Here is a 14,209-nt window from a genome sequence, read left to right as displayed (position 1 = left end):
GCATTATGCCTAGTGCTGCCCTGCAAGACACTCGCGCAATGCGTCTTGCCACTGCGGTTGGCTGACGTGCCATTGCTGCTGCAGACGACTGCAATCGAGGCGCGAGTTTAGTGGGCGCTGGGCGGGCGTCGGGTAGGCGCTGGAGGGGATCGGCTCCAACTCGGCGCAGGCTTTGCCCTGCTGGCGCAGATGCTCGCCGATGGCCGTGGCAAACCCGAACCACGAGGTTTCGCCTTGGGCGGTCAGGTGATAGACACCCCATGGCCCCGGTTCGCCGGCGCGCCAGCGCTCGATCAACCCACGCGTGCTGTCAGCGATGCTGCCGGCCCAGGTCGGCGCGCCGATCTGGTCGGCGACGATGCGCATCTGCGGCTTCTCCTGCAGCAGACGTTGCATGGTCAGCAGGAAGTTCTTGCCGTGGCTGGCGTAGACCCAACTGGTGCGCAGGATCAGGTACGCGCCGCCCACGGCCGCAATCGCTTGTTCGCCCGCCAGTTTGCTCTGGCCATAGACGCCCAGCGGGTTCGGCGCGTCGGCTTCGGTGTAGGGCGCCGGCTTGCTGCCGTCGAACACGTAGTCGGTGGAGTAGTGGATCAGCGGGATACCCAGGGCTTTGGCTTCTTCGGCGAGCACGCCGGGGCCAATGGCATTGATCGCAAACGCCAGGTCAGGCTCGCTTTCGGCTTGATCGACAGCAGTATGAGCGGCAGCGTTGATGATCAGGTCGGGGCGGTGGGAGCGAATCTGCTGGCGGATCTGGTCGGGGTCGGCCAGGTCGAGTCGGTCACGGCCCAGCACGATGAGTTCGCCCAGGCCTTGGAGGCGTTGTTGCAGTTCCCGGGAGAGTTGGCCGTGTTGGCCGATGATGAGGACTTTCAAGTGTGCCGTCATGGAAACAGATCCGCGTCTCTGAGGCTTTTACCGTGTTGATCCTTGGCGGATAAGGTAGGGACACCGTTGAGCTGCCAATCAATATTGAGCTCCGGATCGTCCCAGCGAATACAGCGTTCGGCAGCAGGTGTGTAGTAATCGGTCGTTTTGTAGAGAAACTCGGCGTACTCGCTGAGCACTACAAAACCATGGGCGAACCCAGGGGGGATCCACAGCTGGCGACTATTGTTCGCCGACAGCCGCACTCCGGCCCATTTGCCAAATGCCGGTGAGCTGCGACGGATATCCACAGCTACATCCAGCACTTCACCAGCGGTAACACGCACCAGCTTGCCCTGGGCGTGCTCGACTTGATAATGCAGGCCTCTCAACACGCCTTGTTGCGAGCGTGAGTGATTGTCCTGCACAAATTGCTGTTGCAGCCCGGTGGCTTTGGCAAAGTCCCGGGCATTGAAACTCTCATAGAAAAAACCGCGTTCATCGCCAAAAACCTTCGGCTCGATGATCAATACACCGGGCAACTCAGTGGCGGATACATTCATATGGATTATCCCCTGCGAGGGTGAACAAGTATTGACCATAGCCGGTCTTGCCAAAATATTTGGCGCGCTCCAGCAAATACTTACGGTCAATCCAGCGGTTCTGGTAGGCAATTTCCTCCAGGCACGCCACTTTCAGGCCTTGGCGATGTTCGATGGTTTGCACATAAAGCGAGGCCTCCAGCAAGCTATCGTGGGTGCCTGTATCGAGCCAGGCGAAGCCCCGGCCGAACCGCTCCACATGGAGATCGCCGCGCTTGAGGTAGGCATTGTTAATGTCTGTAATCTCCAGCTCGCCCCGGTGCGAAGGTTTGACTGCTTTGGCGATATCGATTACGTCGTTGTCGTAGAAGTACAGACCGGTTACTGCATAAGGTGACTTCGGATTGAGAGGCTTCTCTTCGATGGAGAGAGCCCGTCCCTCTTGGTCGAAGTCAATCACGCCAAAACGCTCCGGGTCCTTGACCCAGTAACCGAATACCGTCGCGCCGGACGGGCGTTTCGCAGCCTCACGCAGTTGTTCGCCAAAGTGCTGACCATGAAAAATGTTATCGCCCAGGATCAGACACACCGGATCATTGCCGATAAATTTCTCACCAATTATGAATGCTTGGGCCAGGCCATCCGGAGTCGGCTGCTCCGCATAGCTGAATCGGACGCCAAACTGGCTCCCATCCCCAAGCAAGTTGCGGTACTGCGGCAAATCCACCGGGGTGGAAATGACCAGAATGTCCTTGATCCCCGCCAGCATCAGCACCGAAATCGGGTAGTAGATCATCGGCTTGTCATACACCGGCAGCAATTGCTTGGACACGCCCAGGGTAATAGGGTGCAAGCGCGTGCCTGAGCCGCCCGCCAATACGATTCCTTTCATGCAATCAGATCCTTCATGTCGGTGTTGCCCAATCGTTCACCTTGATAACTGCCGTCCTGGACCCTGCGGCACCATTCCAGGTTATCGAGGTACCACTGCACAGTCTTGCGCAGCCCGGTTTCGAAAGTTTCCTCAGGAACCCAGCCTAGCTCACGTTCAATCTTGCTGGCGTCGATCGCATAGCGCTGATCATGCCCCGGCCGATCCTTGACGAAGGTGATCAGGTCGGTAAATTTTTCGACACCGGACGGACGTTGTGGTGCCAATTCTTCCAGCAGGCCGCAGATGCCATGTACAACGTCGATGTTTTTCTGCTCATTGTGGCCGCCGATATTATAGGTTTCGCCGACTACACCCTCGGTTACAACTTTAAGCAGTGCGCGGGCATGGTCTTCCACGAACAGCCAGTCACGGACTTGCAAACCATCACCATAGACCGGTAACGGCTTGCCCGCGAGAGCGTTCAGGATCACCAGCGGAATCAACTTCTCGGGGAAGTGGAACGGCCCGTAGTTGTTTGAACAGTTGGTCAGCAATATCGGCAAGCCGTAAGTGCGCTGCCATGCGCGCACCAAGTGGTCGGACGCAGCCTTGCTGGCTGAATAGGGTGAGCTGGGCGCGTATGGCGTGGTTTCAGTGAACAGGTCGTCCACGCCATGCAGGTCGCCATACACTTCGTCGGTCGATATGTGATGGAAGCGAAATGCGCTCTTGGCAGGCTCTGCCAGCTTATGCCAATAGGCCCGGGCGGCTTCCAGCAGGCTGTAGGTGCCGACGATATTGGTTTGGATAAAATCCGACGGACCGTCAATCGAGCGGTCGACATGGGACTCTGCCGCCAGATGCATGATCGCCTGGGGCTCGAAGCGCGCCATTACGGCGCTGACGGTAGCCTGGTCGATGATATCGGCCTGGACGAACTCATACCGGCTGTTGGTCGCGATGCTGGCCAGCGATTCCAAGTTGCCCGCATAAGTGAGCTTGTCCAGGTTGAGCACTTCGTGCTCGGTGTGTTGAATCAGGTGACGGATCAGGGCGGAGCCGATAAAACCGGCGCCACCGGTGATGAGAATGCGCATGTCGGAGGGCCTTTTCCTAAGACGAAGATCAAGCGAGTGGAGCATAGCTTGAGTTGTGCGACAGAGCCGCGCAAGCGCGGTATGCCAGGGGGTTGCGTAAACCCCCTGAATAGTGGCGATATACACCCCTAAAAAACCGAGGCCACCTTCCATGTTGCTCGCCACTCTGATCCACCGCGCCAGTTTACCCTGCCCGCAATTAGGTCCCGATCAGGCGGCTCAGTTGCTTGAGCAGCATTACGGCCTCACTGGCCCCTTGCAATCGTTGGGCAGCCAGCAAGACCTCAATTACAAAGTCGACAATTCGCGCGGCAGCTTTGTCCTGAAAATCTGCCGGGGCGACTACGCCGCCGTCGAACTGCAGGCCCAGCATGCGGCGCTCAATGACTTGCAGGCCCACGCCGGGGTGCGCGTGCCGCGGGTGATCAAGGCCTTGACCGGTGAGGAGCTGCTGACCCTGACCGTCGGAGGTCAAACCCTGCACGTGCGGCTGCTGGACTATATCGACGGTCAGCCGTTGACCCATTTGCCTCACTTGAGCCGCGAGGTGATCGCAGGGTTTGGCGACCTGTGCGGGCGGATGAGCCAGGCGCTGGCGCGGTTCGAGCATCCGGGGCTTGCGCGCACCCTGCAATGGGACCCGCGCCATGCCGGGGAACTGATTACCCATCTGCTGGCAAACCTGGAAAACCTGCCCCATCGCGAGGCGCTGGAACACGCGGCCGAGCAGGTCGACAAGCGTATTCGCCCCCTGGCCGAACGCCTGCCGTGGCAGGCGGTGCACATGGACATCACCGATGACAACGTCGTGTGGCAGCGCGATGCGCAGCGTCACTGGCAAATTCAGGGTGTGATCGATTTTGGCGATCTGGTGCACACCTGGCGCATTGCCGACCTCTCGGTGACCTGCGCCGCGTTGCTGCACCATGCCGAGGGCGATCCGTTTGCCATCTTGCCTGCGATTCAGGCCTGTCACTCGGTGACACCGTTGCAACACGAAGAATTGCTGGCGCTGTGGCCTCTGATCGTCGCCCGTGCAGCGGTGCTGGTGTTGAGCAGCGAGCAGCAGCAACGCCTGGACCCGGATAACAGCTACCTGCTGAAAAACGCCAAACATGAGTGGGAAATCTTCCATGTAGCGATGTCAATGCCGTTCGATTTGATGGAGGCTGCGATTCTAGGCTGCGTCGGGCTGGCGCCGGCAACGGTGGCCGGTCACGGCTTCGCGCCATTGATGCCGGGGCTGGTGGGCCGTGAGTTCGCGCTGATCGACTTGGGTGTGCTCAGCCCGCATTTCGAGGCGGGTAACTGGGAGCAACCGGGTATCGACCAGCGTTTGTTGCAGGAGGCCGCTGCGGTGCACGGCCTGGCGGCCAGTCGCTATGGACAGTACCGGTTATCGCGGACCCGGCCCGACAGCTTCGATGAACCTGAGACTTTCCCGTTGCATGTCGAACTGCGTGTGCCGTTGGGTACAGCCGTCGAAGCTCCGTTCGCGGGCACCCTATGTGCGGGCGTGGACGGTGAACTGCGTCTGCACGGCAGCGATTCCGACGTGCGGTTGTGGGGCGCCAAAGCGCTGCTGCAGCCAGGCGCCGCCGTGCTCAAGCACCAGGTGATCGCTACGGTTGAAGGCCCGCTGACGGTGCAACTGTGCCGAACCGATCTGCCGGCCCCCCTGTTCTGCACGCCTTCGCGAGCCCAGGCATGGCAGGCGCTATGCCCCTCCCCGGCGGCGCTGCTGGGGCTGGCCTGCGATGCCGAACCCGAGCTGGACCCCAAGGCGCTGCTGGCCCGCCGCGACGCCAGTTTCGCGCGTTCGCAAAAGCACTATTACGTCGACCCGCCGCGCATCGAGCGCGGCTGGCGCAACCACCTGATCGACATGCAGGGCCGCTCGTACCTGGACATGCTCAACAACGTCGCGGTGCTGGGTCATGGCCACCCGCGCATGGCGTCCGAGGCGGCGAGGCAGTGGTCGCTGCTCAATACCAACTCGCGCTTTCACTACGCCGCGATTGCCGAATTTTCCGAGCGCCTCTTGGCGCTGGCGCCGCAGGGCATGGACCGGGTGTTCCTGGTCAACAGCGGCACCGAAGCCAATGACTTGGCGATCCGCCTGGCCTGGGCCTACAGCGGCGGGCGCGACATGCTCAGTGTGCTGGAGGCGTACCACGGCTGGTCGGTGGCGGCGGATGCGGTGTCCACGTCGATCGCCGACAACCCCCAGGCATTGAGCAGCCGCCCGGACTGGGTGCACCCGGTAACGGCGCCCAATACCTATCGAGGCGAATTCCGTGGGCAGGACAGTGCGCCTGACTACGTACGAAGCGTGGAACACAACCTGGCGAAAATTGCCGCGAGCAAACGCCAGCTGGCAGGCTTCATTTGCGAGCCGGTGTACGGCAACGCCGGTGGGATCTCGTTGCCGCCGGGCTATTTGCAGCAGGTGTATGCGCTTGTGCGCGCCCGCGGCGGCGTGTGCATCGCCGATGAAGTGCAGGTGGGATACGGCCGTATGGGGCATTTCTTCTGGGGCTTCGAAGAGCAGGGCGTGGTGCCCGATATCATCACCATGGCCAAGGGCATGGGCAACGGGCAACCGCTGGGCGCGGTGATCACCCGGCGTGAAATCGCCGAAGCGCTGGAGGCTGAGGGGTATTTCTTCTCATCGTCGGGAGGCAGTCCGGTGAGTTGCCGGATCGGCATGGCGGTGCTGGATGTCATGGAAGAAGAAAAGCTGTGGGAAAACGCCCAGGTGGTTGGCGGGCATTTCAAGGCCAGGTTGCAAGCCCTGATCCACCGTCATCCGCTGGTGGGTGCCGTGCATGGTTCCGGTTTTTACCTGGGCCTGGAATTGGTCCGCAACCGGCAAACCCTGGAGCCGGCCACCGAAGAAACCACCTTGCTGTGTGATCGCCTGCGGGAGTTGGGGATTTTCATGCAGCCCACGGGGGACTATTTGAACATCCTCAAGATCAAGCCGCCGATGGTCACGTCCAGACGCAGCGTGGACTTCTTCGTCGACATGCTGTCGAAGGTGTTGGATGAACAACTGTAGTTGACCGATTATTATCGATTAATCACTGTAATATTCGTCATCTATGACTTTTTTACGCTATTAATGCCGATTTTTATCCGTTATAAAGTCGGCCATACCCTCATCGGAGCCTTAATCGCCATGACCACCCTGCACAGCACCCCTCGCGCCGATGGTTTCCACATGCCCGCCGAATGGGCGCCACAGACTCAAACCTGGATGATCTGGCCCGAGCGTCCCGATAACTGGCGCCTGGGTGGCAAGCCGGCGCAGGCCGCTCATGTAGCGGTGGCCAAGGCCATTGCACGTTTCGAACCGGTGACCGTGGCGGTATCCGCCGGCCAGTACGAAAATGCCCGTGCGCGCCTGGATGTGCCGAACATCCGCGTGGTGGAAATGTCCAGCGACGACGCCTGGGTGCGAGACACCGGCCCGACTTTCGTGATCAACAACAGCGGCGAAGTGCGCGGCGTGAACTGGGACTTCAACGCCTGGGGCGGTTTTGACGGCGGCCTGTATTCGCCGTGGAACCGCGACGCGCAGGTGGGCGGCAAGATCCTCGAAATCGAACGCGCCCAGCGGTACCGCACCGAAGGCTTTGTGCTGGAAGGCGGTTCGATTCACGTCGATGGCGAAGGCACTCTGATCACCACCGAAGAGTGCCTGCTCAACCGCAATCGCAACCCGCACTTGGATCGCGCCGCGATTGAGGCCGTGCTGAGTGCCAACCTGGCGGTGGATAAGATCATCTGGTTGCCGGATGGCCTGTTCAACGATGAGACCGACGGCCATGTGGATAACTTCTGTTGCTACGTGCGCCCTGGCGAAGTCCTGCTGGCCTGGACCGACGACCCGCAAGACCCTAACTACGCGCGCTGCCACGCGGCCATGGACGTGCTGAAAAACAGCACCGACGCCCAGGGCCGCTCCTTCATAGTGCATAAAATGCCGATTCCGGGGCCGCTGTATGCCACCGAAGAGGAGTGCGCCGGTGTCGACCCGGTTGACGGCACCCAGGAACGCAATCCTGCCGCGCGGTTGGCGGGTTCCTACGTCAACTTTCTGATCGTCAACGGCGGCATCATCGCGCCGAGCTTCGACGATCCGCTGGACAGCCAGGCCAAGGCGATCCTGCAGGACCTGTTCCCGCAGCACGAAGTGGTGATGGTGCCAGGCCGCGAACTGTTACTGGGTGGCGGTAACATCCACTGTCTGACCCAACAGCAGCCAGCACCGCACAAAAACTGAGTGCAGTTGTAACAGCGTCGTGACGGTAGCCGGGTGTCACCTGGTTTCACCTGCGGCGATAAGCCAGCAGCCAGCCCGCAGCCCAGCAAGGCCGCGGGCTTTTTTGTGCGCGCAGGCCTATGAAGGCAAGACATTGGCATAGCTCTTGTATCGGTGTTGGCACAGTGGCCCGAGGGTGATGACTGCGCGGTTCTGTCATAAACCTTGAGTAAGTTAGCCGCTCACGCAGTAGGAGAGAGCGCTGAAATGAACGCCGATATCAACCCGATGTACACGCGCACGTTCCACCCTTTGCGGGTCAACGCCAACGAGATCCATGCGCTGGCGCTCTGGTTGAAGGAAAACGGCTCGCGACAACTCCGGCAGCAGCCGGACCTGCGCAGCGTGATGACCGAACGTTACCCGGTGGGGTTGTTCAGTGAGGACGAAGTGCACGCGTTGTGCGATCTGTTGAAGAACTAACAGAATACTGAGATTAAAAGTGTGGGAGCGGGCTTGCTCCCACATTTAATTGCATTGAACGCTAGAAGCTGTACGTGCCGGTCATCACCACGCTACGCGGCTCTCCCGGCTGAATCTGCGCCACACTGGTCGCCGACGCGTAGTAGGTTTTATCCGCAATATTGTTCAACGCCGCGCTGACGGTCCACGTCTGCTGGCGGAACCCGGCCAGTGCGTCCCAACGGCCATAGCCCGGCAGCACCACGGTGTTGAGGCTGTCGGCATAACGGTCGCCCACCAGGGTCAAACCGGTTTCAGCGTACCAGCCCATCTCCGGTTTCCAGGTGATGAACAGGCTGGCATTGCGCTTGGCCACGTCGCTGACGCGTTTGCCTTTGAAGCCGTTGTTGTCCTTCTCTACCTTGGCATCCTGCAGGCCGACGCCGCCGCGTACGTACCAGTTGCCGACAATCTTGCCGGTGGCGGTCAGCTCCACGCCGCGTGAGCGCTGCAGGCCGCTGAGCAGGGTGATAGTGCGGTCCAGCGGGTCGCTGGTGCGACGGTTGTAGAGCTCCAGTTCGTACACCGCCAGGGTGGTGCTCAGGCGGTCGTCGAACCAGTCGCTCTTGACCCCGATTTCTTTCTGTTTGGTCAGCTCGGGGCTCAGGTCGTTGACGCTGCCGGCAGCGTTCGGGGTGATGCCGATCAAGCCGCCACCGGCCGGGGAGAAGGTCTTGCTCCACGATGCATAGAACGAATGATGCTCCAGCGGCGTCCATACCAGGCCCAAGCGCGGGCTGGTGCTGTGGCTTTTGACGGCCTGGCGGGTGTCGAGCAGGTTGTTCGTGGTGTCGACCTCGAAGCGGTCGTAACGCAGGCCGGCGAGCACTTGCCACTGATCATTCAGGCGCAATTGGTCCTGCGCATAAAGCGCACGGCTTTCGACTTCGGTGTGGTTATCGCTCGACACACTCATCCGCCCTGTGTGGCTCAGATGGCGGTTGGGTTGGTTGAGGTCCAGGCTCGGCACGGCCTGGCCGCCACGGTTGACCGCAGTGGCGGTGTACAGCTTCGGATCGCGGCGCTGGCTGCCCAGCTCAAGGCCGGTGAGCAGGCGGTGTTCCAGGCCGAAGGTGCTGAAGCCACCTTCCAGCTCGACATTATTGAAGATATTGAGGGTGGTCAGGTCCTGCTGCCAGCGTTGACGCGTGACGCGGTTGGTCGCCGGGGTGTAGCCGGTGAGGTAGGTGTTGTCGAAATCGCTGTCCAGCTTGAACACGCCCAGGGTTTGGCGCAGTTGCCAGTTGTCGTTGAGTTCGTAGGCCAGCTTGGAGCGCAGCGACTGGGTTTTGTCGTCGATGTAATCGCGGCTGTCGCCATAGGTGGTGCTGCGGCTCACATCGGCCGGGCTGCCGTTGACGCCGGGAATGCCACGGTCCGGCGTGCGGTTGTAACGGCTGTATTCGTATTGCACCAGCCAGTTAAGGTCGGGCGTGAGCTGCCAGCTCATGGACGGTGCAAACAGTTGGCGATTGCCGCTGACGCCATCACGAAAGCTGTTGTTGTCCTGGTTACCCATGTTCAGGCGCAGGCTGATGTCATCGCTGGGGTCGCTGCTGAGGTCGGCATACAGGCTGCGCAAATCGTTGCTGCCGCCCTGGGCTTCGATGCTGGATTTGCGACCGGCGGCCGGCAGTTTGCTTACACGGTTGACGATCCCTCCCTGGCCGCCTCGCCCGTAAAGTACGGCTGCTGGCCCTTTGAGCACTTCAATGCGCTCGATGTTATGCAGGTCGCGAATGTACTGGCTGTCGTCGCGAATGCCGTCGAGGTAAAAGTCATTGCTCGCGTCGAAACCACGGATGCGCAAGCTGTCGAAGCGCGTGTCGGCGCCGCTGCTTACGTTTGGAATGCCGCTTAACGCCTGGCCCAGGTCATTGGTGCCATAGGCGCGCAGGCTTTCGGTCTTCACTGAGTCGATGGCCTGCGGCACATAACGCACAGGTGTGGCGGTGCGGGTGGCCGTGTTGGTTTCCTTGACGCGCGGGTCGTCTTCGTCAGCTTCGGCGCTGATCGACGTTTCGGGCAGCGTCGTGGCGCCACAAGCAAAACCGGCAGACAGCAGAACGCAAAGCCCAAGGTTGATGGGCGTCAGGCGAAAGGCAGGCATGGATAAATGTGTCCGAATTGATAGGAGGGAAAATGCGCGCGAATAGTAATGCTTTGCATTTGCGTGCGTTATCTATTCCCAAACGTATCAAGACGTAAATATGTAACCGGATGTGTTTTTTGTACTTTTGCCTGCGGTTTATTGTCGCTTTCAGAACAGCCATAAGCCGTTCCTTAGAATTATTTCGCCTAAATACAGACGATTCACGAAATTGACACATAGTTCAACGCGCGACTAGGATTGCCCCCAACGCCTGTGGCTAACCGCCATGACTCATCCAATAAAAAGAAGGCCCGCGGCCTGTTAAGTCATCCGCGGGCCTTCTTTTTTCCGGAACCAGTCGACACCAGAAACGACATGGAGCCTGGTGTCACAGGGCGTACTCAACCAGAAATAAGGAATACAAAAAAATGTTGAAGCAACGGATGAGTCTGATCGCTCTGGGGATTTTGAGCGCATCGACAGCCATGGCAAACGACCAGGATCAATCCAAGGGTTTTGTCGAAGACAGTCACCTGAACATCGCCGCCCGTAACGCCTACATCAGCCGTGACTACAAGAACGGCCAGCGAGACAAAGCCGAATGGGGCCAGGGCTTCATCGGCAAGCTGGAGTCCGGTTTCACCCAAGGCACCGTCGGTGTGGGTGTGGACGTGATCGGTCAGTACGCTATCCGTCTGGACGGCGGTAAAGGTCGCGCCGGCGCCGGCGGTATCGACTTCTTCAAGCAGGGCAACGGCACCCCCAATAACCCTGGCTCGGCGCCACACGACCTGGCCAAAGGCGGCGCGGCCGTGAAGTTTCGTGTTTCCAACACGGTGCTCAAGTACGGCGATCAGTTCCCTGCCGTGCCTGTGCTGCAGTACGACAACTCCCGGCTGTTGTCCGAAACTTACACCGGTACGTCGATCGTCTCCAAAGAGATTGCCGGCCTGCAACTGGACGCGGGTCACTTCACCAAAGAAGCGCGCAAGAGCATGGAAGGCACCGACAGCGGTGGCCTGAAAAGCATCGACTACATCGGCGGCAGCTACAAATTCACCGAGAGCCTGTCGGCAGCCTTGTACGCCTCCGACATGGAAGACGTGCTGAAGAAGCAATACGTCAACATCAACTACGTGCTGGCCCTGCCAGAGAAGCAGTCGCTGACGTTTGACTTCAACGGCTACAAAACCAAGTTGGACAAAAGCTTCGCCCTGGAAAACCAGAAGAACGAAGACGCACGCGACAACAAAATCTGGAGCCTGGGCGCCACGTGGGCCGTTGGCCCGCACAGCTTCACCGTCGCTCATCAGCGCAGCACCGGTGACACCGGCTACCTGTACGGCGGCTACCGCAACGCCGGCGGCATTGGCGACGGTGGCAACACCATCCTACTGGCCAACTCCTACTGGTCCGACTTCAACGGCAAGGACGAGCGTTCGTGGCAGCTTGGCTACGGCATCGATTTCGCCACCTTCGGCGTGCCGGGCCTGACCTACAACGTGGCCTACGTGCGCGGTACCAACATCGACGACGGTACCAACCGGGGCGATGGCACCGAGCGTGAAATCTGGAACCAGTTCAAGTACGTGGTCCAGAGCGGCCCTGCCAAAGACCTGAGCCTGCGTGCACGAGCCTCGTGGCTGCGCGTTTCCAGCAATGCTGACCAGTACAACGTCGGCGGTAACGAAATCCGTCTGTTCGCCGACTACCCGATCAATGTGTTCTGATTGATTGCAGGTCTCGCCTGATGCCAGGCGATAAGAAACCCCGACTGGTTCGGGGTTTTTTATGCGTGGTTATCAGCTCTTTTGCTCCTGCAGGATTTTACGGGCGAGGGACGCGTTCACGTACTCGCTCATCAGCATCAACCCCTCGTAGGGTTGAATCTTTTTGTCATTGATGCACAGCTGCGCCATCTGCAGCAACACCTGGCGTTTCTTCTTGTTGACCCGCGCGCCCGGCACGCCAAAGGCGCTCTTGCGCATCTGCGGCAACGGCGCTTGCGGGGCCAGCTCCACCGTTATCCAAATGCCCTGCATGAACTGCAGCGAGACGTCGGCGATGTGCTCGATCGGCAACGGTTGATCCAGATTGGCGAACACGAAATGCTCAGGCGTCAGGCGCAAGGCCGTTTGCGGTGCGCGTTTGAAGCGGCGCACGCCCAGCCATAAAAAAATCAGCGCGATGCTGCCGATTGCCGCCCCCGCGCCAAGAGCAGACCAGGGCGTGCCCTTCAAGCGTTCGGGAGCGAGCCAGGGCCGGCTCATGGCCCAGATCGCCAGCAGCACGAACGGCACCGCCATGGCAGCCATCAGCACGCCGCGCCATTGCCCGCCTTCATGCAATGCGTGTTCGCCCTGCGCGCCCGCGGCCATGGCTTCCAGCAACTGGGTTTGCGCGGTGTTTTCTGACTCGGCCACCTCGATCAGCGCGCGGGAGAGCTGTTCCCGAACCGCCTGCGGCGCGCTGAAATAAGCGTCGATTTGCTGGTTCGCGGCGTGGGCGTCCAAGGCGCGAGTGGCGCTGTGCCGAGCGAACTCCAACGGCACTTGAAGTGCTTGCAGGCGTTCGCCGTTAGACGGATGGGAATCGGTCGGGTGAGGTTGGTGGAACTCCAGTGCCTGCGGCGGTAATTGCAGCTCTCGGGTTTGCAGCGCGACGAGGACAGCGCCGATCAGCTCGTTACCCTCGTTTTTTTCGCAATGCGCGATCAATGCCTCTTCAACATGCGGTTGCAGGACCGACACCCGCAACAACGCCGACGCCGCCGCTGCATTACCCACCAGCCGAGCCCCTGCGGCGTCCGCCAACAGCTCGCGTTCACGGCTCCAGCGGTTCACCGCGTGGTCAAAGCGCTGCATGAAAAACACACCGAACATGAACGAGGGGCGCATCAGCCGGCCCTGGATGAAATCACTGGCAGCCATGGTTTCCAGCAGCGCCTCCAGGCTGCGATTGACTCCATCGTAGATCGGTAAAAAGCGCAGGCTGTAATCGGTGTCTTCGCCCGCGAAGTGCGCCAGTTCATGACCGATGACCGCGCCGATCTCGTCTCGGTTCAGCAGGCCCAGGTGCAGCAGGGGTAGATGCAGCGTGCGCCCACGTAGCGGTATTTGCGCCGGCAGCACATTGGCCTCGCTTGAGGTCACGTAAAAACCTTCGGCCAGGCTCACCACGATATGGTCCGGTGGCAGCGCACCGAGGTTGCCCGCCAGTTCGGTTACATGGCTCCACAAGACTGGCGCCTGTTCGGGCGTGACCTCCAGGCCGAACATCTCAACCGGTTCGGGCTTGAACATGACCAACATGCGCCGCAGTTGCTTGAGCAGCAGCCAGATCGAATACACGCAAAACGCCGCGATAACCCCCAGCACCGCCATCAGCTTGATTTCTCCGCTGCCCAGCCGGCCGATGTGCCACATCGCCAGGCCTTCATAACTCAGCATCAGCGCCACGGCGGCAGCCATCGCCACCCCATGACCCACCAACACGTAGGGCAATAAACGGCTGCCAAGGGCGAATGCGTGCAACAACCTGTCCCGCGACTGCCGCGCCCGCAGGCCTGCCCAGTGTGTGCCGAGCATTGCTGTTGTGCCGATAAGCGCCGCCAACAGCCCCAGGCCGATCACCCACAGCGCCAGCGTTTGCAATGCACGGTTTATAGGGTGAGCAGTGGGCAGTTCGGCTTCAATCTTCGCCAGGCGTGTAAGGGCTAACTGCACGCTGATTTTTTCGGCGTTGATAGTGATGACGGCAGCGGGATCTTGCGCAGCCAGCGCCTGCAATTGGCGTTTGGCAATGACCACGTTGGCGGCGTAGTCGACCATTTGCGTAGTCGCCTCTTGCGCGCGCTGGCGCTCCCACCCACCCAGGGCGGCCAACAAAAGCGGGAAAACCACCAGCAGAAAGATCAGTTTCAGGGCGTTCATGGGAGTCCGTTCA

At 60.3% G+C, this 14,209-nt stretch carries 10 protein-coding genes; 4 read left to right on the top strand and 6 right to left on the bottom strand.

Annotation, left to right across the window (positions count from 1 at the left end):
• Positions 1 to 9: 9 nt before the first annotated feature.
• From rfbD to rfbB, 4 genes are read right to left on the bottom strand one after another with little or no spacing between them, the layout of a single operon-like run.
• Positions 10 to 891 (bottom strand): dTDP-4-dehydrorhamnose reductase, encoded by an 882-nt coding sequence (rfbD, locus tag ACLH0H_RS07615; protein ID WP_411381558.1) that lies wholly within the window; start codon positions 889 to 891, stop codon positions 10 to 12.
• Positions 888 to 1,433: a dTDP-4-dehydrorhamnose 3,5-epimerase gene (gene rfbC, locus ACLH0H_RS07610; protein WP_411381557.1), complete on the bottom strand. Its 546-nt coding sequence runs from the start codon at positions 1,431 to 1,433 to the stop codon at positions 888 to 890. The genes rfbD and rfbC overlap by 4 nt, the downstream gene beginning before the upstream one ends.
• Entirely contained in the window at positions 1,414 to 2,304 is an 891-nt protein-coding gene (rfbA, locus tag ACLH0H_RS07605) for a glucose-1-phosphate thymidylyltransferase RfbA (RefSeq protein ID WP_411381556.1), read from the bottom strand. The genes rfbC and rfbA overlap by 20 nt, the downstream gene beginning before the upstream one ends.
• A complete protein-coding gene (rfbB, locus tag ACLH0H_RS07600; RefSeq protein WP_411382385.1) occupies positions 2,301 to 3,383 on the bottom strand; it encodes a dTDP-glucose 4,6-dehydratase in 1,083 nt (360 codons plus the stop codon). The genes rfbA and rfbB overlap by 4 nt, the downstream gene beginning before the upstream one ends.
• A 151-nt stretch (positions 3,384 to 3,534) precedes the next feature.
• On the opposite strand from rfbB, the gene ACLH0H_RS07595 reads away from it, so the two are divergent.
• The 3 genes from ACLH0H_RS07595 (at position 3,535) to ACLH0H_RS07585 (ending at position 8,133) form a co-directional block, all read left to right on the top strand.
• Positions 3,535 to 6,444 carry an aminotransferase gene (locus ACLH0H_RS07595; RefSeq protein ID WP_411381555.1) on the top strand — a complete coding sequence of 970 codons (2,910 nt, stop codon included), beginning with the start codon at positions 3,535 to 3,537 and terminating at the stop codon, positions 6,442 to 6,444.
• Positions 6,445 to 6,564: 120 nt separating this feature from the next.
• Positions 6,565 to 7,671 (top strand): agmatine deiminase, encoded by a 1,107-nt coding sequence (gene aguA / locus ACLH0H_RS07590; RefSeq protein ID WP_411381554.1) that lies wholly within the window; start codon positions 6,565 to 6,567, stop codon positions 7,669 to 7,671.
• Between the two features lie 246 nt (positions 7,672 to 7,917).
• Positions 7,918 to 8,133, top strand: coding sequence for a hypothetical protein (locus tag ACLH0H_RS07585; protein ID WP_411381553.1), 216 nt, complete (start codon positions 7,918 to 7,920; stop codon positions 8,131 to 8,133).
• A gap of 61 nt (positions 8,134 to 8,194) precedes the next feature.
• On the opposite strand, the gene ACLH0H_RS07580 is transcribed toward ACLH0H_RS07585, so the two are convergent.
• Entirely contained in the window at positions 8,195 to 10,282 is a 2,088-nt protein-coding gene (locus tag ACLH0H_RS07580) for a TonB-dependent receptor (RefSeq protein WP_411381552.1), read from the bottom strand.
• A 410-nt stretch (positions 10,283 to 10,692) separates the two neighbouring features.
• On the opposite strand from ACLH0H_RS07580, the gene ACLH0H_RS07575 reads away from it, so the two are divergent.
• A complete protein-coding gene (locus tag ACLH0H_RS07575; protein ID WP_411381551.1) occupies positions 10,693 to 11,994 on the top strand; it encodes an OprD family porin in 1,302 nt (433 codons plus the stop codon).
• Positions 11,995 to 12,066: 72 nt separating this feature from the next.
• Here the strand turns inward: ACLH0H_RS07575 and ACLH0H_RS07570 are convergent, their stop codons facing one another.
• The gene (locus ACLH0H_RS07570; RefSeq protein ID WP_411381550.1) at positions 12,067 to 14,196 is read right to left on the bottom strand and encodes a M48 family metalloprotease; all 2,130 of its coding nucleotides are present in this window, start codon (positions 14,194 to 14,196) and stop codon (positions 12,067 to 12,069) included.
• Positions 14,197 to 14,209 lie beyond the last annotated feature (13 nt).

Origin of the sequence: Pseudomonas sp. MPB26, from assembly GCF_046605355.1 — a bacterium.
In the GTDB taxonomy this organism is placed as follows: Bacteria; Pseudomonadota; Gammaproteobacteria; order Pseudomonadales; family Pseudomonadaceae; genus Aquipseudomonas; species Aquipseudomonas cedrina.
This window is presented reverse-complemented; position numbering and strand designations above follow the sequence as displayed.